Consider the following 23,881-nt stretch of genomic DNA (forward strand, 5'->3'; position numbering starts at 1 on the left):
TTTTCAGGCCATGGCGGAGAGGGTGGGATTCGAACCCACGGTACCGGTAAAGGTACGCCGCATTTCGAGTGCGGTGCTTTCGACCACTCAGCCACCTCTCCGGAGCCGTCTGGAGGCTCCCTAGAGGGGGCCCGCCGAGCGAGGGCGGAACCTACTCATACGGCCCCGCCTCCGCAAGCCCGTCCAGCGACTGAGTTTTCAGTCCTCGCCGGGCAGGACCACCACGCCGTCGGGATCGGCGTGCAGGACGTCGCCGGGCACGAAGACCACGCCGCCGAAGGCCACCGGGGTGTCCACCACCCCGTCGCCGCGTTTGACGCTGCGGATCGGCACCGAGCCCAGGGCCTTGATGCCGATATCCAGGGTCTCCAGGATCGGGGTGTCGCGCACCGCGCCATAGACCACAATCCCGGCCCAGCCGTTCTTCACCCCGTCAGCGGCCAGCATGTCGCCCACCAGGGCCATGGCCAGCGAGCCGCCGCCATCCACCACCAGGACGCAGCCCTCGCCGGGTTCAGCGAGCGTGGCCTTAACCAGGGAATTGTCCTCCCGGCACTTCACCGTGCGGATCGGTCCAGAGAAGGCCTTGCGGCCACCATAGTCGCGGAACTGGACGAGGCAGACCTCGACCTCGTCCTCGTGGTCGTCGCAGAGGTCGGCGACGCTCTTGGCGGGCTTCTGGGCGGGGTTGTTCATGCGGTGAGCGCCGGGCCCTTGTAGTCGTCGCGCAGTTCGCGCTTCAGCACCTTGCCGATGTGGCTGCGGGGCAGGCTGTCCACCAGGATCAGGTCGGCGAGGCGTTGAGTCTTGCCAAGCTTGCCGTTGGTCCAGGCCTTGAGCTCGTCACCCGTCACCTTGGCGCCGGGTTTCAACGCGACGAAGGCCACGGGAGTCTCGCCCCACTTGTCGGACGCCACCCCCACCACGGCGGCCTCCAGCACCTCCGGGTGCTGGATCATCTCGGCCTCCAGATCGGAGGGATAGATGTTGAAGCCGCCCGAGATGATCATGTCCTTCTTGCGGTCCATGAGCGTCAGGAAGCCGTCGGCGTCGAACACGCCCACGTCGCCGGTGCGGATGTAGCGGAGGCCCTCAGGGCTGTACCACTCGGCCTCGGAGGTCTTGCCCGGCTGGTTGTGGTAGCCGACCATCATGGCGCCCGAGCGGCCGACAACCTCGCCGATCTTGCCCTGGGGCACCTCCTTGAGGTCCTCGTCGATCAGCCGGATGTCGTGGCCCGGCAGGGGCCGGCCGACGGTGTGCAGCTTGTCGGGGAACTCGTGGGCCGCCAGGCCGCAGGAGCCGCCGCCCTCGGTCATGCCGTAATATTCAATCAGGCCACCGGGCCAGCGCTTCAGCACGTCGGCCTTCAGGGCCGCGGCGAAGGGGGCGCTGGTGGAGAACTTCATCACGTAGCTGGAGAGGTCGTAGCTGTCGAAGTCGGGCCGTTCCATCAGCCGGCGGTACTGCACCGGCACGAGCATGGCGTGGGTGGCGCGGTATTGCTGGCTGAGCTTCAGAAACTGCTCGGCGTCGAACTTGGGCATCAGCACCGCCGTACCGCCATTGGAGATGGTGGGCAGGTAGGAGACGAGCGTGGTGTTCGAATAGAGCGGGGTGGAGATCATGGTCACCGCACCCTCGCCGTAGATCCCACGCCGGATCTGACCCCAGCGCATCTGGTGCGGCTGGACGATGCCCTTGGGGGTCCCGGTGGTGCCCGACGAATAGATGATGTTGAAGGCCTGGTTCTCGGTGACGGTGACGGGCTTGGGCTTGGAGCCCTCAGGCGCCAGCCATTCCAGCAGCGGGACGCCGGCGTCGGAGCCGTCGAGGGCGACGCGCTGGGCGGTGATCTGATCGGCGACACCGGCCAGGGCCTCGGACACACCCTTGTCCAGGAAGAAAACCTTGGCCCCGCAGTCCTTGAGCATACCCACCAAGCCTTCCGGGGTGGATGACGGCGCGAGGGGCGCGACAGCGCCGCCGGCCCGCAGGATGCCGAAGAAGGTCGCGCCGTATTCCACCGATGAGGTGGCGCAGACGGCGGCGACGTCCTGGTTCTCTACGCCCTCGCGCTGAAGCGCCGTGGCCATGCGGCCCATGAAGGCGTCGAGCTGGCCGTAGGTCATGGTGGATTTGGCGTCCACCAGGGCGTGCTTGTCGGGCCGTTCCTTGGCCTGTTCGCCGATCACCTCGGCCAGCGTCCCGAAATCCTGGCTCAGCATCTGTTCGACGGACATCGACGGCTCCCTACCAAATGTTCAAATTTTATCGCGTCGTCTTAGCCACAGGGGGCCTGCTTCGACAATCGAATATGGCGCTTGCCGAAACGATCTTCCGCGAGGGAAACTGATCGCCAACCTCGCAGCATTGGCGGGGCCTCCACCAGTTCATGCGGCGCCTGAAATTCAATCGGGCCAATTCATTTGGGACGAACACCTATTATGGCCGACGAGATGATTTCCCTCGGCGCGAAGCTCAAGGCCTTCGCGCAATCCCAGCCCGACGCGCCCGCGGTGAGCTGCGGCGATGTCACCCTCTCCTATTCCCAGTTCCACAAGCTGACCAACCGCGCCGCCCGCGGCCTGCTGGCCTATGGCGTGAAGCACGGCGATCTGGTGACGCTGGGCCTGCCCAACTCCACCGATTTCGCCGTGGCCTGCTGGGCCATGTGGAAGATCGGCGCGACGCCGCAGCCGGTGGCCTTCCGCCTGCCCCAGGCCGAGCTGGAGGCCATCATGGAGCTGGCCAAGACCCCGGTGGTGATCGCGCAGTTCGAGGCCAAGATCGACCGGCCGCTGCTGAAGGTGTCCGACCTGCTGGCCAAGAGCGACGACGACAGCGACCTGCCCGACGCCACTTCGCCGGTTTCAAAGGCGCCGACCTCCGGCGGCTCCACCGGCCGGCCCAAGCTGATCCTGTCGGGCCAGCCCGGCGTGACCACGAAGGAGACGCCGGCCGTCGGCGGCTGGCAGCTGACTTCGCAGTCAATCGCCGTCCTGCCCGCGCCGCTCTACCACAACGCCGGGTTCGGCATGATGATGAGCGTGCTGAACCTGGGCGCGCACCTGATCGTCCTGCCGCGCTTCGATCCCGAAGGCACGCTGGCCGAGATCGAGAAGCGCCGCGCCACCTGGATCTACATGGTGCCGACCATGATGAACCGCATCTGGCATCTGCCCGAAGAGGTCCGCTCCAAGTACGACCTGTCGTCCCTGAAGACCCTTTGGCACCTGGCCGCCCCCTGCCCGCCCTGGCTGAAGGAGGCCTTCATCCTGTGGCTGGGCGGCGAGGTGATCCAGGAGCTCTATGCCGGCACCGAGGCCCAGGCCTCCACGGTCATTTCCGGCACCGAGTGGATGGAACACCGGGGCTCGGTGGGCAAGGTGCGCATGGGCGAGATGGTGGCCTTCGACGACGACGGAAACCAGCTGGCGCCCCGCGAGATCGGCGAGATCTACATGCGCCGTCCCGAGGGCATGCCCCCCAGCTACAAATACCTGGGCGCCACGGCCAAGGTTCTGCCCGGCGGCTGGGAGAGCCTGGGCGACATCGGCTGGTTCGACGAGGACGGCTATCTCTACCTGGCCGACCGCCGCACCGACATGATCCTGGTGGGGGGCTCCAACGTCTATCCCGCCGAGATCGAGGCGGCCCTGGAGGAGCATGACAGTGTCCAGTCCGTCGCCGTCATCGGCATCCCGGACGACGACCTGGGCGCCAAGATCCACGCCATCGTGCAAACGCGTGGGCCAGGCGACGAGGCCGCCCTACGTGAGCATCTTAAAACCAAACTGGTCACCTACAAGCAGCCGCGAACCTACGAATTCGTGGACGAACCGCTCCGCGACGACGCCGGCAAGGTGCGCCGCACCGCCCTACGCGACGCCCGCATCGCCAAACTGAAGGAAGGCCAACCGGCCTGACGCTCTGCAAGCGCGAGCGCCGCCCGGCCTCCTCGCCGAGGGGCCGGCGTTTGCGCTCGGCGCGGCGGAGGACTAAGCCAACCGCCATTCGTTAAGAGAAGAATTTGAGGAAGGGGATCGATGAGTATTAAGGGCAAGGCCTACATCATGGGGGCCTATGAGCACCCCACCCGGGACGCTCCCGACAAGTCGACACCCCAACTTCACGCCGAGTGCGCCAAGGGCGCCCTGGCCGACGCCGGCCTGACCAAGGACGACATCGACGGCTACTTCTGCGCCGGCGACGCCCCCGGCTTCGGCGGCATGTCGATGGTGGACTATATGGGCCTGAAGAACGTCCGCCACATGGACTCCACCGAGACCGGTGGCTCGTCCTACCTGCTGCACGTCGGCCACGCGGCCCAGGCGATCGCGGCGGGCAAGTGCAGCGTGGCGCTCATCACGCTCGCCGGCCGTCCCCGCCAGAACAAGTTCTTCCCCGGCGGCGGCGGGGGTCGTCCCGGCCAGCTCACCGACGGCGCGCCGGAAGCCGGCTTCGAGAACATCTATGGCGGCTCGACCCACAACACCTACGGCATGTGCGCCATGCGCCACATGTACGAGTACGGCACCACCAGCGAACAGCTCGCCTGGATCAAGGTCGCCGCCAGCCACCATGCCCAATGGAATGAGCACGCCTTCCTGAAGGACGTGGTCACTGTCGAGCAGGTGGTGAACTCGCGCATGATCTCCGACCCGCTGCACCTGCTGGATTGCTGCGTCGTCACCGACGGCGGCGGCGCTCTGATCGTCACCAGCCCGGAAGTCGCCAAGAGCCTGAAGCGACCCTTGGTGAAGATCATCGGCGCCGGCGAGGCCCCCAAGGGCCCGCGCGGCGGCAAGGACCTGGACCTTACCCACTCCGGCGCCCTGTGGTCTGGCCCCATCGCCTTCGGCGAGGCGGGCGTCACCCCGCAGGACATGAAGTACGCCTCGATCTACGACAGCTTCACCATCACGGTGCTGATGCAGCTCGAAGACCTGGGCTTCTGCAAGAAGGGCGAGGGCGGCAAGTTCGTCGCCGACGGCAACCTGATCTCCGGCGTCGGCAAGCTGCCCTTCAACACCGACGGCGGCGGGCTCTGCAACAACCACCCCACCAACCGCGGCGGCATCACCAAGGTGATCGAGGCGGTGCGCCAATTGCGCGGCGAAGCCCACCCCAAGGTCCAGGTGCCCAATTGCGACCTGGCCCTCGCCCACGGCACGGGCGGTTCGCTGGGCACCCGCCACGGCGCGGGCACCGTCATCATGGAACGGGAGGCTTAGGATGAGCGACGTTCAAGACAAGCCGGCCGAGGGCCGCAAGATTCCGGCCCCGGCCGTGACCATCGAGAGCAAGCCCTTCTGGGACGCCGCCGAACAGGGAAAGTTCCTGATCAAGCGCTGCAACGCCTGTGGGGAGCCACACTGGTATCCCCGCGCGCTCTGCCCCTTCTGCTTCTCCGACGACACCGTCTGGGAAGAGAGCCCGGGCGAGGGGGTGATCTACACCTATTCCACCATGCACCGCTCGCCGACCGGCCCCTACGCCATCGGCTACGTCACCCTCAACGAGGGCCCGGCGGTGCTGACCAACTTCGTGGACTGCGACCTGACCAAACTGGCCATCGGCCAGAAGGTGAAGGTGAAGTTCCAGGCCACCGAGGGCGGCCCGCCCGTCCCGGTGTTCTCGCCGGTCTAGGACGGCGCCAGGCCGCATCTCCGTGGGGGATGCGGCCTGGGCTGTCGCCGCCGCGGCGGGCTAACGCCGCGATTCCACGTGCGACTTGAAATTGCTCAAGATCGCTAGCCAGCCGTCGCGCTGCTGCTCGATCGAATTTTCGGCCTCGGCATCGAAGGTGACGCGCACCGTCACACCGCCAGCGCCCTCCAAGAATTCCACGGCGGCAGCCCGGTCGCCGAAGGCGTACTCCACTCGCCGCAGCGGCTCGACCCGCGTATAGGTCCCGGCGAAGTCAAAGCCGAAGCTGCCATCCTTGGCCTCCATACGCGATGAGAATTCGCCGCCGACCCGGAGATCCACCGTGGCCTTGGTGGTGTGCCAATCTTCGGACGCCGCATTCCACCGCACGATGTCGTCCGGCGTGAAATAGGCGTCCCAGACGGCCGCGATCGGGGCGTCGACCACAGTTTCAACGGTGATTTTCATGCGACGGCATCTCCATTCTTAGGTCCTGGTCCAAGGACGGAGCAGAAGCGCGGCGCCCGACATCGGGCGCGCAACTTTCCGGCCCCCGACCCGCATCAGTCGGCCTTGAGGCCCATCTCCGCCGTCACCTCAGCGGTATCCTCCCCCAGGCGCGGGGCGTGGCGGCGGATGTTGCTGGGCGATCCGGTGAACTTCACCGGTGGCTTCATGGCGTTGTAAGGCCCGGCATGCGGGTGGTCGTAGCGCTCGAAGAAGCCCACCGCCTTCAGGTGCGGATCGTCGGGCAGGTCGTCCAGGCGTGCGGTCTTCACGATCGGGATCGACAGGGGCTTGAGCAGGTCTAGCCACTCCTGGGTGGTCTTGGTCTGGGTCACCTCCCCCACCAGGCCATAGAGCTCGCCGATGTGCTTGGCGCGGGTGGCGTAGTCGGAAAACCGCGGGTCCTTGCCGAAGGTCTCGGCCATGCCGGCGGCGGCGAAGAACTGGTCCCACTGCTTGTCGGTGTAGGGCAGCAGGCCGATATAGCCGTCCTTGGTCTGGTAGGGCTTGCGGTTGGGATTGGCCACCCGCTGATAGGCCCACTGGCCGGTGGGCGGCTCGAAGGTGTGGTCATAGAGGTGCTCCACCAGGGTGAAGCTGGTGACGCATTCCAGCATCGGCACCTCGATGAACTGGCCCTGGCCGGTGCGTTCCTTGTGCAGCAGGCCGGCCGTGATCGCCTGACACATGAACAGGCCCGAGACCTTGTCGGCCACCAGGGTCGGCAGGATGCGCGGGGTCGGGTTGCCGTCGGTGCGGGGCAGCAGGTCGGCCAGGCCCGAGGCCGACTGGATCAAATCATCATAGGCCGGCTCCCCGGCATAGGGGCCGTCCGAGCCGTAGCCCGAGGCGTGGACATAGACGACGTCGGGCCGCAGGGCCTTCACATCCTCATAGGCCAGGCCCAGCCGCTTGAGCCCCTCGTAACGGACCGAGACCGCGAAGACGTCACAGCTCTTGATCAGGGCTTCGAGCAGCGGACGCGAGGCCGGGTCGCGCATGTCCATCAGCACCGAGCGCTTGTTGCGGTTGATGGTCAGGAAGATGGGGCCGAGATCCCGCGGCGTCCCCTCCGGCACGTGGCCAGCCCAGCGCATGATGTCGCCGCCGTCACCCCGGCCCGAGCCCGGGTCCTCCAGCTTGATGACCTCCGCCCCCTGGTCCCCCAGCATCTGGGTGGCGTAGGCGCCGAACACCACGCTGGTCAGGTCCAGGATACGAATGCCGGCCAGCGGTCCGGTGGCCTTGTCGGCCAATTGCTTGGTGTCGGTCACGTCGAAGCTCCCCGTCGTTTCTTGGGTCCTGGAAGATCATTGAAGCCGGGGTCGGCGCAAGAGCTCACGCCGGGACACGGGGTCGGATGAATTGCGCGCTTGCCGTCCGGCGCGGCAACCCGGCTAATTCGGAGCAAGGCCGGATCAACAGGCGTCGAGGGCGGACCATGGACTTCGAACTTTCCGAAGAGCACCGGATGCTCAAGGACCTGGCGCAGAAGTTCGTCCGCGACGAGCTGATGCCCCTGGAGAGCGTGGTCCTGGCCCGCGAGGCGGCCGGCAAGGGCGTGGGCCTGACCAAGGACGAGCGCGAGAAGATCGACGTGGTCTCAAAGCGCCTGGGCCTCTGGGGCCTGGACGCCCCGGAGGACGTGGGCGGTTCGGACCTTCCGCAGGTGGCCCTGGTGGCCGTGAACGAGGCCCTGGGCTCGACCGTCACCCCCTACACCCTGCCGCCGGACTCACCGAACCTGCGCATGCTGATGGCCACGGTGACCGAGCGCCAGCGCGAGGCCTATCTCGCCCCCTATGTGCGCGGCGAGACTATCAGCGCCATCGGCATCTCCGAACCCGGCGCCGGCGCCGACCCCGCGGGCATGATCACCAGGGCCGTGCGCGACGGCGACGACTGGATCATCGACGGAAGAAAAATCTGGACCAGCCGGGCCGCCGAGGCGGACTTCACCATTGTCATGGCGGTGACCGACCGGGAGAAGGGCGCGCGGGGCGGGATGAGCGCCTTCCTCGTCGATGGCGACAATCCGGGCTTCAAGGTGTTGCGCAAGATCCCGATGATCGGCGGGGCCATGACCTACGAGGTGGCGCTGGAGGATTGCCGGGTGCCGGGCTGGAAGCTGCTGGGGACCGAGGGCCAGGGGTTCGCGCCGATGCAGGTGCGGCTGGGGACGCGGCGGATGGAGATGGCCGCCTGGTGCATCGGCCTGGCGCAGCGGGCCCTGGACATGATGTGTGAATACGCGCCGCAGCGGGTGACCTTCGGCCAGCCGTTGTCGGACCGCCAGGCGGTGCAGTGGTGGGCGGCCGACGCGGCCATCAAGATCCACGCCGCCCGGCTGATGACCTATGACTGCGCCGCCAAGCTCGACCAGGGCCGTGACGTGCGAAGTGAGATCTCCATGGTCAAGGTCTTCGCCACCGAGATGGCCTGGGAGGTCATCGACAACGCCATGCAATGCTTCGGCGCCATGGGCATGACCAAGGAAATGCCCTTGCAGCTGATGGCCTCGCTGGTACGCAACATGCGGATCTATGACGGCCCTTCCGAAGTCCACCGCATGGTGGTCGCCCGCAACCTGATGGGAACCCGACGATGAGCAGCTACGACCACCTGAAGGTCACCCATGACGGCCACGTGGCGACCGTGGAGATCGACCGCCCGCCCTTCAACCACGTCTCCGTCGAGCTGATGGCCGACCTGGCCGACGCCCTGGAGACCCTCGACGGCGACGGCAAGACCCGGGCGGTGGTGCTGTGCTCGGCAGGCAAGGCCTTCTGCGCCGGCGCCGACCTGGTGGCCAGCGACGGGATCGCGGGTTCGGGCATGGGCGGCATCGGCAGCCTCTATGACCAGGCCGTGCGGCTCTATTCCATCGAGACCCCGATCGTGGTGGCCGTGCAGGGCGCGGCGGTAGGGGCGGGCCTTGGCCTGGCCCTGGTGGGCGATTTCCGGGTGGCCGCGCACGAGGCGCGGTTCACCGCCAACTTCGTCAAGCTGGGCTTCCATCCGGGCTTTGGCCTGACTCACACCCTGCCCCGGCTGATCGGCCAGCACCGCGCCAACCTGATGTTCCTGACCGGACGCCGGGTGAAGCCGGAGGATGCCCTGGCTTGGGGTCTGGTGGACGAGATCGCGCCCCTGGCCGACCTGCGCGCCGCAGCCTCGCGCCTGGCCCAGGAGATCGCCGAGAACGCGCCGCTGGCCGTTGTGGCCACCCGCAAGACCCTGCGCGCCGACCTGGCCGCCGCCGTCCGCGCCCAGACGATCCACGAGCATGAACAGCAGACCATCCTGCGCGCCACCGACGACTATGCCGAGGGCGTGAAGGCCGTATCAGAGCGCCGGGTGGGCGCCTTCACCGGCCACTGAGGCGATGGGCCACCCGCTGGACCGACCGGTCTGGAGCACGCTGAGCACCCGCCAGCGGAGCCTGGCCGTGGGCGATGGCCGGGCCCTGCGGTTCGACCCGCGCTACAACGTGTTCGGCGCGGCGGCGGATGGATCGGCGGAAAATCTCGCCGCCCTGGCCGAGCTGATCCCGGCGGACGGGTCCCTTTGGGTGGTTGAGGCTGAGCCCTTTATCCCGCCGCCTGGGGTCACGGTGGCGAAAGCCGCGGTGTGCGCCCAGATGGTCGCCAAGCGCCCCAAGCCCGGCGACCCGGACTTCGCCTTCGAGGACCTGTCCGAGGCTGACGCCCCGCAGATGTTGGCGCTGGCCACGCTCACCGAGCCGGGACCGTTCTTCGCGGCCACGCATCGCCTGGGCGCCTTCGTGGGGATCAAGCAGGACGGGCGGCTGGTGGCCATGGCCGGCGAGCGGATGCGACCCGAGGGCTATACCGAGGTCAGCGGCGTCTGCACCCATCCCGACCATCGCGGCCGCCGCCATGCCGGACGTCTGATGCAGGTGGTCGCCGACCGCATCGTGGCACGGGGTGAGACGCCGTTCCTGCACTCCTACGCCAGCAATCTGGGCGCGATCAGCCTGTATGAATCCCTGGGCTTTTCGGTCCGCCGCGAGGTGACGGCGACGGTGTTGGCGCGGACCTAGAGCGGGCCGCGTTTTGACGGAATCTGGATTCCCAAATCAGGGCTGATCTGATTCATCTTCTCTGCTGGAGGAGGTCAGCGCTGATGACGGCTCCGTATTCTATGGATCTTCGCGAGCGGGCGATGGCGCGCAAGGCGGCGGGTGAGACGAACCGCGAGATCGCGGCGGCGCTGCGGATCGCGCCCTCCTGTGTCTCCAAATGGACCAAGCGCGAGCGTGAAACCGGCTCGTTGGCGCCGGCCCAAGTCGGCGGCTACAAGCCCCGAACGCTGTCGGGAGACTGCGCCGAGTGGCTGCGCGCGCGGATTGGCTCGGGGCCGTTCACGCTGCGGGGCCTGGCGACGGAGCTGGCCGAGCGCGGGATCAAGACCCATCCACGGGCGGTGTGGGTGTTCGTTCACGCCGAGGGACTGAGCTTCAAAAAAAACCCTGCTGCCCGAGGAGCAGACGCGACCTGACGTGGCGCGCAAGCGGGCGCGCTGGAAGGCCTACCAGGGCCGCATCGCCCTTGAGCGACTGGTGTTCCTTGATGAGACCTGGGTGAAGACCAACATGGCGCCCCTGCGTGGCTGGGGACCGAGGGGACGGCGTCTGAAGGCCTATGCGCCCTTCGGACACTGGAAGACCCAGACCTTCATCGCCGCCCTGCGCCACGACCGCATCGACGCGCCCTGGGTGATCGACGGCCCGATCAACGGCCAGCTCTTCGGCCTCTACATCGCCGAGGTCCTGGCGCCGACCCTCTCGCCGGGCGACGTGGTGGTCCTCGACAACCTCGGCAGCCACAAGGGCAAGGCAGCCCGCGCCGCCGTCAGGGCCAAGGGCGCCCACCTGCTCTTCCTGCCGCCCTACAGTCCCGACCTCAACCCGATCGAACAGGTCTTCGCCAAGCTCAAGCACATGATGCGCAAGGCCCAGCCCCGCACCGTCGAGGACACCTGGCGCAAGGCCGGCCAACTCCTCAACCTCTTCGAACCCCACGAGTGCGCCAACTACCTGCGCAACTCCGGATACGGTTCCGTCTAATCGAGTCCCGCTCTAGGCGGCCTTGCCGAGTTGCGACGCGGCGCGGGCCAGTTCGGTGACCTTGCCCCAGTCGCCGTCGCGGACCGCCTGGGCCGGCGCGTCCCAGGAGCCGCCGACGCAGATCACATTGGGCTGGGCCAAGTAGTCATTGGCGTTCTCCAGGCTGACCCCGCCCGTGGGGCAGAATATGGCCTGGGGGAAGGGACTGGCGAAGGCCTTGAGCGCGCCAACGCCACCGACGATGTTGGCCGGGAAGAGCTTGAAATGGGTATAGCCGGCCCGCAGGCCCCACATCAGTTCCGTCGCCGTGGCGATGCCGGGCAGCAGGGGAACGGGGCCGTCGAAGCCCTCCCCCTCGATCAGGCCCGGGCTGACCCCGAACTGGGCGCCTGCGTCGGCCACCGACTGGCGGGCCGCGGCGGTGGTGATGGTGCCCGCGCCCACCACCGCACCCTCGACCTCACCGGCGATGCGGCGGATGGCCTCGAGCGCGACCGGGGTGCGAAGAGTGACTTCCAGGGCGTAGAGCCCGCCCGCCACCAGGGCCTTGGCCAGCGGCACGGCGTGGGCCTCTTCCTCGATGATCAGGACCGGCACCACGGGTGCGAGCTTGAGGATGTCCTGGAGGGTCAAAGCCTGTTTCCTTCCAACTGTTTCAGCGCCCGGGCCGAGCCCACCAGCGCCGCAAAGGGATGGACGATCAGCGAGGTGGGGATGTCGCGGGTATAGTCCGACAGTCGGCCCTTGTCTTCGAAACGACGCCGGAATTCGCCGCTGTTGAGACGGTCCACCATGCGCGGCGCGATGCCGCCGGAGACATAGACCCCGGCGCGGGCCCCAAAGGTGAGCGCCAGGTCGCCGGCCACCGAGCCGAGGATGCCGCAGAATCGGTCGAGGGTTTCGGAGCACAGCGGATCGCCTGCCTGGCCGGCGGCGAACACCGCCTTCTCGTCCGCCAGGCCGGTCTCGAGGCCCTGAATATCCCCCAACGCCTTGTACAGCTCGAACAGGCCGCGACCCGACAGGACTCGCTCGATGGAGACCCGCTCATGGGTCTTTCGCAGGCGGGCCAGGACCTGAGCCTCGACCTCGTCATAGGGGGCGAAGGCGGCGTGGCCACCCTCGGTGGCGATGGGCACGTCGCCGCGATCGGAGCGGGCGAGGCCCGCCACGCCGAAGCCGGTGCCGGCGCCTAGGACCACGATGGGCGCACCCTCGGCACCCTTCATCATGGGGCCGATCGGCTTGAGGTCGTCGGCGCCCAGGACCGGGGCGGCCATGGCCTGGGCCGCGAAGTCGTTGATCAGTTGAGCCGCTTCGAAAGCGAAGGTGCCCACCAGTTCGCCCTCGGAAATCCGCCAGGCCAGGTTGGTGAACTCGATCTCGCCATCCACCACCGGACCGGCGACGGCCAGCACGGCGCGGGGCGGACAGCGGCGGCCGACCGTGGACTCAAGATACTGGCCGATCACCTCGCCTAGCGAGCCGAAGTCGGCGGCGGGATAGGTCTTGGGATGGCGGATGTGGCCGTCCTCATCCACCAGGGCCAGCCGCGCATTCGTGCCGCCGACATCGCCGACGAGGCCGGTGTAGCTCGTCTTCATGCCGCGTCCCCGAACAGGGTGCAGGCCCCGGCCTCGGCGGGCCCTGCGGCGCGGCGCATGGCCCCGAAGAGTTCACGACCATAGCCGAACCCGGCCGGCGGCTTGGGCGCCCTAGGACGGGCGGCCAGTTCGGCTGCATCCACCAGAATCTCCAGCACGCCGGCATGGGCGTCGAGGCGCAACAAGTCGCCGGTCCTCACATAGGCCAAGGGGCCACCCAGGCCCGCCTCAGGCGAGACGTGGATGGCGGCGGGCACCTTGCCCGAGGCGCCCGACATGCGGCCGTCGGTAACCAGGGCGACCTTGAACCCCTTGTCCTGCAGGACCCCGAGGACCGGAGTCAGGCTGTGCAGTTCCGGCATGCCGTTGGCCTGCGGCCCCTGGAAGCGAACCACGGCCACGAAGTCGCGGTTCAGCTCGCCGTTCTTGTGGGCCTCCAGGAGGTCGTCCTGGTCCTCGAACACGATGGCCGGGGCCTCGATGATCAAGTGCTCGTCCTTCACCGCCGAGGTCTTGATGACCGCGCGGCCCAGGCCGCCCGACAGCAGGCGTATGCCGCCCTCCGGCAGGAAGGGATCGTTGGCCGGGCGCAGGATGTCGGGATTGAGCGACGTGCTGGGCCCCTCGCGCCAGACCAGCTTGCCGTCCTGGAGGAAGGGTTCCTGCTGATAGCGGCGCAGGCCCTCGCCGGCGACCGTGACCACGTCCTCGTGGGCGAGGCCGGCGTCCAGCAGTTGGCGGACCACATAGGCCATGCCGCCAGCGGCATGGAAGGCGTTCACGTCCTCGCTGCCATTCGGATAGACCCGCGCCATCAGCGGGGTGATCCGCGAGAGTTCGTCGAAATCGGTCCAGTCGACGATCACACCGGCGGCCCTGGCCATCGCGACGATATGGAGGGTGTGGTTGGTGGACCCGCCGGTCGCCAGGAGGCCGACGATGGCGTTGACGATGGACTTCTCGTCCACCACCGCCGACATCGGCGTATAGGCGTTGGTCCCCTCGGCGATCGCGATGGCGCGCAGCGGCGCCTGGGCGGTGAGCGCGTCGCGCAGCGGCGTGTTGGGCGTGACGAAGGCCGCGCCTGGCAGGTGCAGGCCCATCATCTCCATCATCATCTGGTTGGAGTTGGCGGTGCCGTAGAAGGTGCAGGTGCCAGGCCCGTGATAGGATTTCATCTCCATGTCCAGAAGTTCGTCACGGGTGGCCTTGCCCTCGGCATAGAGGCCGCGCACCCGGGCCTTGTCGGCGTTCGACGCGCCCGAGGTCATGGGACCACCGGGGACAAAGATCACCGGCAGGTGGCCGAATGCGAGCCCCCCGATGGTCAGGCCTGGCACGATCTTGTCGCAGATGCCGAGCATCAGGGCCGCGTCGAAGGCGTCGTGGGTCAGGGCCACGGCGGTGGACATGGCGATCACGTCGCGGCTGAACAGCGAGAGCTCCATGCCCGGCCGACCCTGGGTCACGCCATCGCACATGGCCGGCACGCCGCCGGCGAACTGGGCGGTGGCCCCCACGGTCTCGGCCGCCGCCTTGATGATCTCCGGGAAGCGTTCCAGCGGCTGGTGGGCCGAGAGCATGTCGTTATAGGCCGAGACGATCGCCACGTTGGGCGCATTGGGATTGCGCATCCGCTGCTTGTCCCCGTCGGGAGAGGCGGCGAAGGCATGCGCCCAGTTTGCGCAGGACAGCTTGGCCCGACCAGGGCCGGCGTGGCGGGCGGCCTCCATGCGCGCCAAGTAGTCGGCGCGGGTTTCGCGGCTGCGCTCGACGATACGCGCGGTGACGGCGGCGGTGACCGGATGCATGGGATTGCTCCTAGAATTCACGGCGTCCAGAGGACGCGCAGGGGCGCTTTAGCCTGTTTGACCAACCGGTGCACCGGCAGTCCCGAGCCCTGTTCAACGATCTCGCGCTTCAGCGGGCCGCGGATCAGGATCAGGGTGGTCCGGGCCGCCAACAGGGCGGGCAGGGTCAGGCTGATGCGCGCCACCGGGGGCGAACCGACGTCCCCCGGAATCCCGATGACGAAGCGGCCGCCCTCTGGGTCGAGGCCCGCCTCCATCACCGGACTACCCGGGATCAAGGACGCGATGTGGCCATCTTCCCCCATGCCGAGAAACAGCATGTCGAAGGGGGCGAGCGCCCGGATGGAGGGCTCGGCGACGTCGGCGCAGGCCTGCGGGTCGGGGGCGCTGGAATAGAGCGGCAGGAAGGCCGCCGCCGCCGCGCGGCCCTGCAGAAGACGCTCGCGGACCAGGCGTTCGTTGGAGTCCGGTGAGGCCGGCGGCAGAAATCGATCATCCGAAAGGCCGACCGTGACGCGGGCCCAGTCAAGCTCGGCGTCCCGAAGTGCGTCATAGACCGGGGCCGGCGAGCGACCGCCGGTGCCGATCAGGCTGGCCTGCCCCCGGGCCTTCAAACCCGCGTCCAGCGCGGTCACGGTCGCCTCAGCGGCGGCGGCGGCCAGGGTGGTCTCATCTGGGAAGAATTCGATCATCTCCCGCCCATAACGCGGCGCGCGCCGGACGGGTCGCAAAAACTGCGCCGAACCTCGGAACTTTCGCGCGATCTCGCGAGCTATGCCTCTGCGAATGCGGCCATGCCGCAGAGCTAAGAGACCTTCCTATCGTGAGGATTGCGCGCCATGAGAATCGCCCAGGTTTCGCCTCTGTATGAGGCTGTCCCCCCGCGGTTCTACGGCGGGACCGAGCGGGTTGTGTCCCACCTGACGGACGCCTTGGTGGAGTTGGGACATGAGGTGACGCTGTTCGCCAGCGGCGAGGCCCGGACCAGGGCCAAACTCGTCGCTGTTCGCGACCAGGCCATCCGGCTGGACCCCGCCCAACTCAAGAGCGATCTGGCGGCCCACATGTCGATGCTGTCGGAGGTGCGCCGCCGAGCCGACGACTTCGACGTGATCCATTTTCACACCGACATGGTCCACTTCCCCTTCTTCTCAGACATGGCCGGCAAGACCATCACCACCCTGCATGGGCGCCTGGACCTGAAGGATCTGCAGGGCGTCTACGACCGATGGCCGCAGTACCCTCTGGTCTCCATCAGCGATGACCAACGCCGCCCCCTGGCCTCAACCAGCTGGGCGGGCACCGTGCACCACGGCATGACCACCGACATCTATGAGTTCCACGGCAAGTCGGAGGGTTACCTCGCCTTTCTGGGGCGAATTTCGCCGGAGAAGCGCCCCGACCGCGCCATCGCCATCGCCAAGCGGCTGGGCAAGACGCTGAAAATCGCCGCCAAGGTGGACGCCGCCGACCAGCGCTATTTCCATGACAAGATCGAGCCCCTGATCGTCGGCGACCCGTTGATCCAGTTCATCGGCGAGATCGGCGACGAAGAAAAGTCCGCCTTCCTGGGTGGGGCCGACGCCCTGCTCTTCCCGATCGACTGGCCCGAACCCTTCGGCCTGGTGATGATCGAGGCCATGGCCTGCGGCACGCCGGTGGTCGCCTATGCCTGCGGCTCGGTGCCTGAGGTGATCGAGGACGGCGTCACCGGCTTCATCGTGCGTAACGAGAACGAGGCGGTGGACGCCGTCCGCCGAGCGGTGAGCCTGGACCGGAGCCTGATCCGCCAGCGGTTCGAACTGAAGTACTCGGCCATCGCCATGGCGCGGCGCTATATTGACCTCTATGCCCGGTTGGGCGCACCGCTCAGCCAGGACTTCGCCTTCGCTGCAAACGCCTGAGGCAAGAACAGATGGACGATCTGGCGCCGGCGCCTGAGGCCCCGGTCGAACAGGGCGAGTCGACTGAACCGCGCACGCCGCATCGTCTGCACGCCCTGAAGGACAAGGACACCTTCGTGGTGGCCGACTCCTATGGCGATGTTCTGGGCTCCGGGGACGGGCTGTTTCACAACGACACCCGCATCCTGTCGAAGTTTCGCCTGCTGCTGGGCAACCGGCCGCCATCCCTACTGTCGGCGGCCATCGCTCAGGACAACGTCTTCTTCACCTTCAACGGCGCCAACCAGGCCTTGCCCTATCCTGGGGGCCCCGTCGGTCCACCCGGGGTTCTGCACGTCGAGCGCAAGCGGTTCCTGTGGGATGAGCGGCTCTACGAACGGATCACCTGCACCAACTACAGCCGCGACGTGGTGCTGCTGCCGCTCGCCGTCGAACTGGGCGCCGACTTCCACGACATGTTCGAGGTGCGCGGCATGCAGCGCGCCCGGCGCGGCTATATGCTGCCCCCGGTGATCGACGGTCGCCGCGTGACCTTCACCTATGTGGGCCTGGATCAGATAGAACGGAGCAGCGTGATCGCCTTCTCCGATCCACCGGGTCGGCTGACCGGAAACCGGGCCGATTTCATGTATTCCCTGGCGCCTGAGGGAAAGCTGGAACTTTACCTGGAGATCGGGGCCACCGAAGCTCCACCGCCCAGCCGCGAGCGATTCCGCGACGGGGCCGCAAGGGCCCGCTGGGACATGCGCGCCCGGCGTCGGCACGGTGCGCGGCTGCGCAGTTCGGGCCGGCTGTTCAACGAGTGGCTCGAAAAGTCGCGGGCGGACCTCGCCCTGCTCACCACCCGCATGGAGACAGGTCCCTATCCCTATGCCGGCATCCCCTGGTTCTCCACCGCCTTCGGTCGCGACGCCATCATCACCGCCTGGCAGATCCTGTGGTTCGAGCCGTCTCTGGCCAAGGGGGTGCTGACCTATCTGGCCGCCCACCAGGCCGAGGAGGTGTCGGCCTTTCGCGACTCGGCGCCGGGCAAGATCATGCACGAGACGCGCAAGGGCGAGATGCCGGCCCTGGGGGAGGTGCCGTTCGGCCGTTACTATGGCGGGGTCGACACCACGCCGCTGTTCGTGGCTCTGGCCGGCGCCTATGCCGAGCGGACCGGCGACATGGCCCTGATCGACGACCTGTGGCCCGCGCTCAAGGCCGCCACCGCCTGGATGGAGCATTTCGGCGACACCAATGGCGACGGGCTGATCGACTATGCCCGGGGCCAGGAGAGCGGCTTGGCCAACCAGGGCTGGAAGGACAGCCAGGACAGCGTCTTCCACGCTGATGGTCGGTTCCCTGACGGTCCCATCGCCCTGGTGGAGGTTCAGGGCTATGCCTTCGCCGCCTACAAGGCCATGGCCCACTTCGCAGGCCTGCGGGAGGACGCCGCCAGTCAGAAGCGTTGGGGCGAACGGGCCGAGCACATCCGCGAGACGGTGGAGGCCCGGTTCTGGATGGAGGATCAGCAGTTCTACGGCATCGCCATCGACGGCGACGGCGCCCTGTGCCGCACGCGGGCCTCCAACCCCGGACATCTGCTGTTCTGCGGATTGCCGTCGCCGGAACGGGCGCAGAAGGTCACCGAGCAGTTGCTGTCGGCCCGGTTCGACAGCGGCTGGGGCCTGCGGACCCTGGCCATCGGCGAGGCGCGCTACAATCCGATGAGCTATCACAACGGCTCCGTCTGGCCGCACGACACCGCCGTCTGCGCCATGGGCCTGTCGCGTTACGGCGAACGGGACGGGGTGGTGAACCTGACTTCGGGACTGTTCGAGACCGCCGCAAGCTTCGAGATGCGGCTGCCGGAACTGTTCTGCGGCTTCATCCGCAGCGCCGGGGAGCCGCCGGTGAACTATCCCGTCGCCTGCCTGCCCCAGGCCTGGGCGGCGGGCTCGGTGTTCATGATGCTGCAGGCGTGCCTCGGGATCCGCGTCAGCGGCTCGGGCGACGGCGTCGAGATCGTCGATCCGCGCCTGCCCATCGGCATCGATGTCCTGGCCGTGGACGGCCTGCGGGTGGGCGCCGAGAAGGTCGACCTGCTGTTCGAGCGGATCGGAGGCAAGGTGGTCGTGCAAGCGCGCGGCCACAACTCGATCCCGGTCAGGATTTGTTGATCGTTCAACCTTGAACGATCAGGTGGATCTCTTCATGGGCGTGTGGGCGAGGCGCAGGATATTGGCCGCGCCCGGCGAGCCCATGGGCAAGCCGGCCAGGATCAGTACGCGGTGTCCGGGCGGGGCCAGTCCCATCTCGGTCACCACATTGACGGCCACGCGGGCTAGGTCCTCAGGGTCGGAGATCTCGTCGATGACGCGGGACTCCACGCCCCAGGCCAAGGCGAGGCGGCGGGCTGTGGCGAGGCGGGTGGTGAGCGCCAGGGTCGGCTGCAGCGGACGTTCGCGCGCCAGCCGCAGCGCTGTCTGGCCGGTGGTGGTGAAGGCCACAAGGCAGGCGGTGGAGGCGGCCTCGGCGGCGCGGCGGGCGGCGGCCACCAAGGCGTCGGCGTCGGCGTCCTCGACCGGATACTCCGCCCGCATCAGTTCAGGCCAGCGGGTGTCGCGTTCCACCCGCGTCAGAATGCGATCCATGATGGTCACCGCCTCCACCGGGTACTGGCCGGCGGCGGTCTCGGCCGACAGCATGACGGCGTCGGCCCCCTCATAGACCGCGCCCGCCACGTCGGAGGCCTCGGCGCGGGTGGGCGTGGGCGCGGAGATCATGCTCTCCAGCATCTGGGTGGCCACGATGACCGGAATGCCTCGGGTCCGCGCCGCCCGGATCAGGGCCTTCTGCACCACCGGCACGTCCTCGGGGTTCAGTTCGACGCCAAGGTCGCCCCGCGCCACCATGACCGCCTCGCAGAGGTCGAGAATTTCGTCCAGCGCTTCGAGGGCGGCGGGCTTCTCGATCTTGGCCAGGACCCCCGCACGGCCCTTCACGATCTGCCGCAGCTCGGCCATGTCAGAGGCACGCTGCACGAAGGACAGCGCCACCCAGTCGACACCCTCTGAAAGCGCGAAGTTGAGGTCCTCCAGGTCCTTGGCGGTCAAGGCCGGGATGGGAATGGCGAGACCCGGCAGGTTGAGTCCTTTGTGATCGGAGAGCGCCTCGCCGGCCACCACCACCGTGTCGGCGAAGTCAGGTCCGCACTTGCCGACCTTCAGGCGCACCTTGCCGTCGTCCAGCAGGATGTCTGCGCCGGGCTTCAGGGCCGCAAAAATCTCCGCGTGGGGAACACAGACCCGGCTGGCGTCACCGTCGATGGGCTGGCGATCCAGGCGGAAGTCCTGCCCCACCTTCAGCCGCACCCGGCCGTCGGCGAATTCACCGAGCCTAAGCTTGGGCCCTTGGAGATCGGCCAGGACGGCCAGCGGGCGCCCCACCAGAGCCTCGACAGCGCGTACATTGGCGATGGTCCGGGCGTGGTCCTTGTGGCCGCCATGGCTGAAATTCACCCGGAAGACGTCGGCGCCGGCTTCCGCGAGCGCCCGAATCTGGGCTGGGTCACGGCTGGCGGGACCCAGAGTCGCCACAATGCGGGCTCGTCGGGCGCGGATCATAGGCTCTCCCTGCCAAATCGCGTTGCGTCGAACGGTTCGATGCTTATCAAAAGACCACCCTGCGGCCAGGGGCTCAACGAATACGGGTCCGTCGTGAACCGAACACATAGGTCGAGGATTCGGACCATATGACCCAGACTCTCGATCTTTTTCCCATCGGCAACTGCGCGGCCAGCGCCCTTATCGACCGTTGCGGGCGATTCGTCTGGGCCTGCACGCCCCGCGTCGACGGCGACCCCGCCTTCTGCGCCCTGCTTTCGGGAGACAAATCCGAGGAACAGGGGTTCTGGTCCATCGATGTCGAGGACATGGCCAGCGTCCGCCAATCCTATCTGCGCAACACCCCGATCCTGATCACCGAGATCACGGACAAGTCCGGCGCGGTGGTGGAGATCACCGACTTCGCCCCGCGCTACCGGCAATTCGGCCGGGTCTACCGGCCCATGGCCTTCGTTCGCCGGGTCCGGCCGCTCAGCGGCACGCCGAGGATCCGCATCCGCATGCGGCCGATGGTGAACTGGGGCGAGGCGCCCGCCACCATCACCACCGGCTCCAACCACCTGCGCTATGCAGGCGGGGAGATGACCCTGCGGCTGACCACGGAGTCCTCGGTTTCCCACATCCGAGACGAACGGCTGTTCCGGCTGGAGGAGCCCTTCTCGATGTTCCTAGGCCCCGACGAGGGGTTCGACGCCGATGTGGCCGCCACCACCGAGCGGATGCTGAGCGAGACGACCCACTACTGGCGCGCCTGGGTTCGGACCCTGTCGGTGCCTCTGGAATGGCAGGAGGCGGTGATCCGCGCCGCCATCACCTTGAAGCTCTGCGCCCACGAGGAAACCGGCGCCATCGTCGCGGCCCTGACCACTTCGATCCCCGAGCATGAGGGCAGCCAGCGCAACTGGGACTATCGCTACTGCTGGCTGCGCGACGCCTATTACGTGGTTCAGGCTCTGAACCGGCTAGGCGCCGCCGACCTGCTGGAAAACTACCTTGTCTATCTGCGTAACGTCATCGACACGGCCAAGGGCGGCCACGTCCAGCCGCTCTATGGCGTGGGTCTGGAACCCTCCCTGGTGGAACGGTTCGCCGATCACCTCCCGGGCTATCGCGGCATGGGTCCGGTGCGGGTGGGCAACCAGGCGCACGAACACCTGCAACACGACGTCTACGGCCAGATCGTGCTCTCCACCGTCCAGGCCTTCTTCGACCAGCGGCTGTTCCGGCCCGCCACCGTGGAGGATTTCCGCGCCCTGGAGCCGGTGGGGGAGCAGGCCTTCGAACTGCACGACCAGCCCGACGCCTCGCTATGGGAATTCCGCGGCCGGGAGAACATCCACACCTATTCGGCGGTGATGTGCTGGGCGGCATGCGACCGACTGGGCAATGCGGCTCAGAAATTGGGCCTGATGGAACGCGCCAACTTCTGGAACAACCGCGCGGCCAAGGTCAGGGCGGCGATCGAGGACGGCGCCTTCAACGAGAAGCTCGGCCGTTTCGCGGCCACCTTCGGCGGCGACGAACTGGACGCCTCCCTGCTGCAACTGGTGGACGTGCGGTTCGTATCGCCGGACGACCCACGCATGGCCGCCACCATCAAGGCGGTGGAGGAGGGTCTTCGGCGAGGCCCCTACATGCTGCGCTACGCCGTCCCCGACGATTTCGGTGAACCCAAGACCGCCTTCAACATCTGCACCTTCTGGCTGATCGAGGTGTTGCACATGTCCGGCCGCGGCCAGGAGGCCCGCGACCTGTTCGAGGAGATGCTGGGCCGGCGCACGGCGGCGGGCCTGCTCTCAGAGGATATCACGCTGGATGGCGCGGAACTGTGGGGCAACTATCCGCAGACCTACTCCCTGGTGGGCCTGATCAACTGCGCCAACATGCTGAGCCGGCCCTGGACCAGCGTGCGTTGAATCCTTTTCCTGGCGGGGACGTTTAGATCCTCGCAGGAGCCCCCATGACCGATCGACACTTCTCCGCCCGCGCCGCCACGCAAGGCCAGCAGCGCGCCTTTGACGTTAGCGGGCCTGACTTTGAGACCGCCGCCTTCGCGTTCGTCGACCTCTGGCATCCTCAGACTGACGACGAGGTCGATGTCGAGGTTGTTGTCACTGACACCGAGACCGGCGAACGCCACTGCTTTCGCATCGACCTGGGGTCGGGCGAGGTGGAGGCCTGTGGCTAGTCGTACCAGGCCCGCTCCGACCGCTCGATGAGGGCGAAGGCGCCGGCCGGCCCCCAGCTTCCGGCGGCGTAGGGTTTGGGGACCATGCCGCTGTCGGCCCAGGCGGCCTCGATACCATCGATCCAGGTCCAGGCCTGTTCCACCTCATCGCGGCGCACGAACAGCGTGCCGTTGCCGTGCATGGCGTCGAGCAGCAGCCGCTCATAGGCGATGCGGCGGCGGGCATTGGGCCCGGAATAGGCGCGCAGCAGCGACAGCGACAGCGGCAGGGACTGCAGCCGCATGCCGCCCTGGGTCAAGCCCGGCGCCTGGTTCATCAAGGTGAGTTCGATGTCCTCGTCCGGCTGAAGGTCGATCACCAGCCGGTTGGCCACCAGATCGGCCTTGGCGTGGTCGCCGAAGATCGAGTGCGGCACCGGCTTGAACTGTATGGCGATCTGGGTCCGCCGCTCCGGCAGCCGCTTGCCCGTGCGCAGGAAGAACGGCACGCCGGCCCATCGCCAGTTGTCGATATCAGCGCGCAGGGCGACGAAGGTCTCGGTGTTGCTGGCCTGCCCACGCTCGCTCTCGTAACCCGCCGCCGAGCCGCCGCCGACAACGCCGGGGGTATACTGGCCGCGCACCGAGATGTTCTGTACGTCGGACCGCGTGAAGGGACGCAGCGACCGCAGCACCTTGACCTTCTCGTTGCGCAGCGACTCCGGCGCCATGTCCGACGGCGGTTCCATGGCCACCAGGCAAAGGAGCTGCAGCATATGGTTCTGCACCATGTCGCGCAGGGCGCCGTACTCGTCGTAATAGGGCCAGCGGTCGCCAACCCCCTCGGTCTCGGCCACCGTGATCTGCACGTGGTCGATGGTCAGGTTGTTCCACAGCGGCTCGAACAGGGTGTTGGCGAACCGCAGTGCGATCAGGTTCTGCACCGTCTCCTTGCCCAGATAGTGGTCGATGCGGAACACGCTCTGTTCGGGGAAGACGGCGCCCACGGCGTCGTTGATCACCTTGGAGCTTTCCAGGTCCCGGCCGATGGGCTTTTCCAGCACGATCCGGGCGTCCGGCCCGCCAAGGCCAGCCGCGCCCAGGGCCGCGCAGACCCGCGCATAGAGGCTCGGCGACAGGGCCAGGAAGAAGACCGGGGTCTTCGCGTCGCCCATGGATTTCTTCAGGGCCGCCATGCCGGCGGGCTTGGTGGCGTCGCCGCCGACATAGTCCAGCCGGGCGGCGAAACGTTTCCAGACCTTGGCGTCCACCCCGCCGGCCCGGGTCTTCACCGACTCGTGGACGTGCTCCGCGAAGGCCTCCGCCGACATCTCGGCCCGCGCCGTGGCGATGATGCGGAAATCGTCGGCCAGGAAGCCATCGGCGTCGAGGAAGTAGAGCGACGGGAACAGCATCCGCTGGGCGAGGTCGCCCGTGCCGCCGAACAGAACGATCACGTCGGCTGTGGGGGATTGCGCCATCGCGTCACCTTTCGCGAACCTGAGATCCAACCCGCGCATAGCGGGGTTCGCCCCCGCA

The 23,881-nt window shown here is 67.6% G+C and carries 21 protein-coding genes and 1 tRNA gene; 11 read left to right on the forward strand and 11 right to left on the reverse strand.

The window, feature by feature from the left end; translation table 11 throughout:
- Positions 1-11: 11 nt before the first annotated feature.
- From AAC997_RS06980 to AAC997_RS06990, 3 genes are all read right to left on the reverse strand, one after another.
- Positions 12-101: transfer RNA gene (locus tag AAC997_RS06980), tRNA-Ser, on the reverse strand.
- A 97-nt stretch (positions 102-198) separates the two neighbouring features.
- Entirely contained in the window at positions 199-696 is a 498-nt protein-coding gene (gene rraA / locus AAC997_RS06985) for a ribonuclease E activity regulator RraA (protein ID WP_340644968.1), read from the reverse strand.
- On the reverse strand, positions 693-2,243 hold the full coding sequence (locus tag AAC997_RS06990; RefSeq protein ID WP_340644969.1) for a class I adenylate-forming enzyme family protein: 1,551 nt from the start codon (positions 2,241-2,243) through the stop codon (positions 693-695). The genes rraA and AAC997_RS06990 overlap by 4 nt, the downstream gene beginning before the upstream one ends.
- Positions 2,244-2,447: 204 nt before the next feature.
- On the opposite strand from AAC997_RS06990, the gene AAC997_RS06995 reads away from it, so the two are divergent.
- From AAC997_RS06995 to AAC997_RS07005, 3 genes are all read left to right on the forward strand, one after another.
- Complete coding sequence (locus AAC997_RS06995) at positions 2,448-3,929, forward strand: AMP-binding protein (protein ID WP_340644970.1); 1,482 nt, start codon at positions 2,448-2,450, stop codon at positions 3,927-3,929.
- Positions 3,930-4,049: 120 nt separating this feature from the next.
- A complete protein-coding gene (locus AAC997_RS07000; RefSeq protein WP_340644971.1) occupies positions 4,050-5,237 on the forward strand; it encodes a thiolase domain-containing protein in 1,188 nt (395 codons plus the stop codon).
- 1 nt (position 5,238) lies between these two features.
- The gene (locus AAC997_RS07005; protein WP_340644972.1) at positions 5,239-5,652 is read left to right on the forward strand and encodes a Zn-ribbon domain-containing OB-fold protein; all 414 of its coding nucleotides are present in this window, start codon (positions 5,239-5,241) and stop codon (positions 5,650-5,652) included.
- A gap of 60 nt (positions 5,653-5,712) precedes the next feature.
- Here the strand turns inward: AAC997_RS07005 and AAC997_RS07010 are convergent, their stop codons facing one another.
- A complete protein-coding gene (locus AAC997_RS07010; protein ID WP_340644973.1) occupies positions 5,713-6,120 on the reverse strand; it encodes an SRPBCC family protein in 408 nt (135 codons plus the stop codon).
- A gap of 95 nt (positions 6,121-6,215) precedes the next feature.
- A complete protein-coding gene (locus tag AAC997_RS07015; RefSeq protein WP_340644974.1) occupies positions 6,216-7,433 on the reverse strand; it encodes a CoA transferase in 1,218 nt (405 codons plus the stop codon).
- 167 nt (positions 7,434-7,600) lie between these two features.
- Here AAC997_RS07015 and AAC997_RS07020 point away from each other — a divergent pair, with 167 nt between their 5' ends.
- The 4 genes from AAC997_RS07020 (at position 7,601) to AAC997_RS07035 (ending at position 11,248) form a co-directional block, all read left to right on the forward strand.
- Positions 7,601-8,767, forward strand: coding sequence for an acyl-CoA dehydrogenase (locus AAC997_RS07020; protein ID WP_340644975.1), 1,167 nt, complete (start codon positions 7,601-7,603; stop codon positions 8,765-8,767).
- Entirely contained in the window at positions 8,764-9,540 is a 777-nt protein-coding gene (locus AAC997_RS07025) for an enoyl-CoA hydratase/isomerase family protein (protein ID WP_340644976.1), read from the forward strand. The genes AAC997_RS07020 and AAC997_RS07025 overlap by 4 nt, the downstream gene beginning before the upstream one ends.
- Positions 9,541-9,544: 4 nt before the next feature.
- Positions 9,545-10,222 (forward strand): GNAT family N-acetyltransferase, encoded by a 678-nt coding sequence (locus tag AAC997_RS07030; protein ID WP_340644977.1) that lies wholly within the window; start codon positions 9,545-9,547, stop codon positions 10,220-10,222.
- 83 nt (positions 10,223-10,305) lie between these two features.
- Positions 10,306-11,248 (forward strand): IS630 family transposase gene (locus AAC997_RS07035; RefSeq protein ID WP_340644978.1). Its coding sequence is split into 2 segments (ribosomal slippage): positions 10,306-10,641 and positions 10,643-11,248, totalling 942 coding nucleotides; the frame shifts between segments, so codons are not numbered across the junction.
- Positions 11,249-11,260: 12 nt separating this feature from the next.
- On the opposite strand, the gene eda is transcribed toward AAC997_RS07035, so the two are convergent.
- The 4 genes from eda to pgl are packed head-to-tail and all read right to left on the reverse strand — an operon-like array spanning position 11,261 to position 15,355.
- Positions 11,261-11,881 (reverse strand): bifunctional 4-hydroxy-2-oxoglutarate aldolase/2-dehydro-3-deoxy-phosphogluconate aldolase, encoded by a 621-nt coding sequence (eda, locus tag AAC997_RS07040; protein ID WP_340644979.1) that lies wholly within the window; start codon positions 11,879-11,881, stop codon positions 11,261-11,263.
- Positions 11,878-12,852, reverse strand: a complete 975-nt coding sequence (gene glk, locus AAC997_RS07045) for a glucokinase (RefSeq protein ID WP_340644981.1) — start codon at positions 12,850-12,852, stop codon at positions 11,878-11,880. The genes eda and glk overlap by 4 nt, the downstream gene beginning before the upstream one ends.
- Positions 12,849-14,663, reverse strand: coding sequence for a phosphogluconate dehydratase (gene edd, locus AAC997_RS07050; RefSeq protein ID WP_340644982.1), 1,815 nt, complete (start codon positions 14,661-14,663; stop codon positions 12,849-12,851). Before edd ends, glk begins: the two co-directional genes overlap by 4 nt.
- Before the next feature lie 17 nt (positions 14,664-14,680).
- Complete coding sequence (gene pgl / locus AAC997_RS07055; RefSeq protein WP_340644983.1) at positions 14,681-15,355, reverse strand: 6-phosphogluconolactonase; 675 nt, start codon at positions 15,353-15,355, stop codon at positions 14,681-14,683.
- 147 nt (positions 15,356-15,502) lie between these two features.
- Here pgl and AAC997_RS07060 point away from each other — a divergent pair, with 147 nt between their 5' ends.
- Together AAC997_RS07060 and AAC997_RS07065 are read left to right on the forward strand one after the other, a co-directional pair.
- Positions 15,503-16,567: a glycosyltransferase family 4 protein gene (locus AAC997_RS07060; RefSeq protein WP_340644984.1), complete on the forward strand. Its 1,065-nt coding sequence runs from the start codon at positions 15,503-15,505 to the stop codon at positions 16,565-16,567.
- 11 nt (positions 16,568-16,578) lie between these two features.
- A complete protein-coding gene (locus tag AAC997_RS07065; RefSeq protein WP_340644985.1) occupies positions 16,579-18,729 on the forward strand; it encodes an amylo-alpha-1,6-glucosidase in 2,151 nt (716 codons plus the stop codon).
- Between the two features lie 18 nt (positions 18,730-18,747).
- On the opposite strand, the gene pyk is transcribed toward AAC997_RS07065, so the two are convergent.
- Positions 18,748-20,175, reverse strand: a complete 1,428-nt coding sequence (pyk, locus tag AAC997_RS07070) for a pyruvate kinase (RefSeq protein WP_340644986.1) — start codon at positions 20,173-20,175, stop codon at positions 18,748-18,750.
- Between the two features lie 128 nt (positions 20,176-20,303).
- On the opposite strand from pyk, the gene AAC997_RS07075 reads away from it, so the two are divergent.
- Both AAC997_RS07075 and AAC997_RS07080 read left to right on the forward strand, forming a co-directional pair.
- A complete protein-coding gene (locus AAC997_RS07075) occupies positions 20,304-22,091 on the forward strand; it encodes a glycoside hydrolase family 15 protein (RefSeq protein ID WP_340644987.1) in 1,788 nt (595 codons plus the stop codon).
- 44 nt (positions 22,092-22,135) lie between these two features.
- Complete coding sequence (locus tag AAC997_RS07080) at positions 22,136-22,363, forward strand: DUF5961 family protein (protein WP_340644988.1); 228 nt, start codon at positions 22,136-22,138, stop codon at positions 22,361-22,363.
- On the opposite strand, the gene zwf is transcribed toward AAC997_RS07080, so the two are convergent.
- Positions 22,360-23,823 (reverse strand): glucose-6-phosphate dehydrogenase, encoded by a 1,464-nt coding sequence (zwf, locus tag AAC997_RS07085; protein ID WP_340644989.1) that lies wholly within the window; start codon positions 23,821-23,823, stop codon positions 22,360-22,362. The two genes, AAC997_RS07080 and zwf, sit on opposite strands and share 4 nt — an antisense overlap.
- Between the last annotated feature and the right edge of the window lie 58 nt (positions 23,824-23,881).

It is taken from the genome of Phenylobacterium sp. (genome assembly GCF_037968635.1).
Lineage (GTDB): Bacteria > Pseudomonadota > Alphaproteobacteria > Caulobacterales > Caulobacteraceae > Phenylobacterium.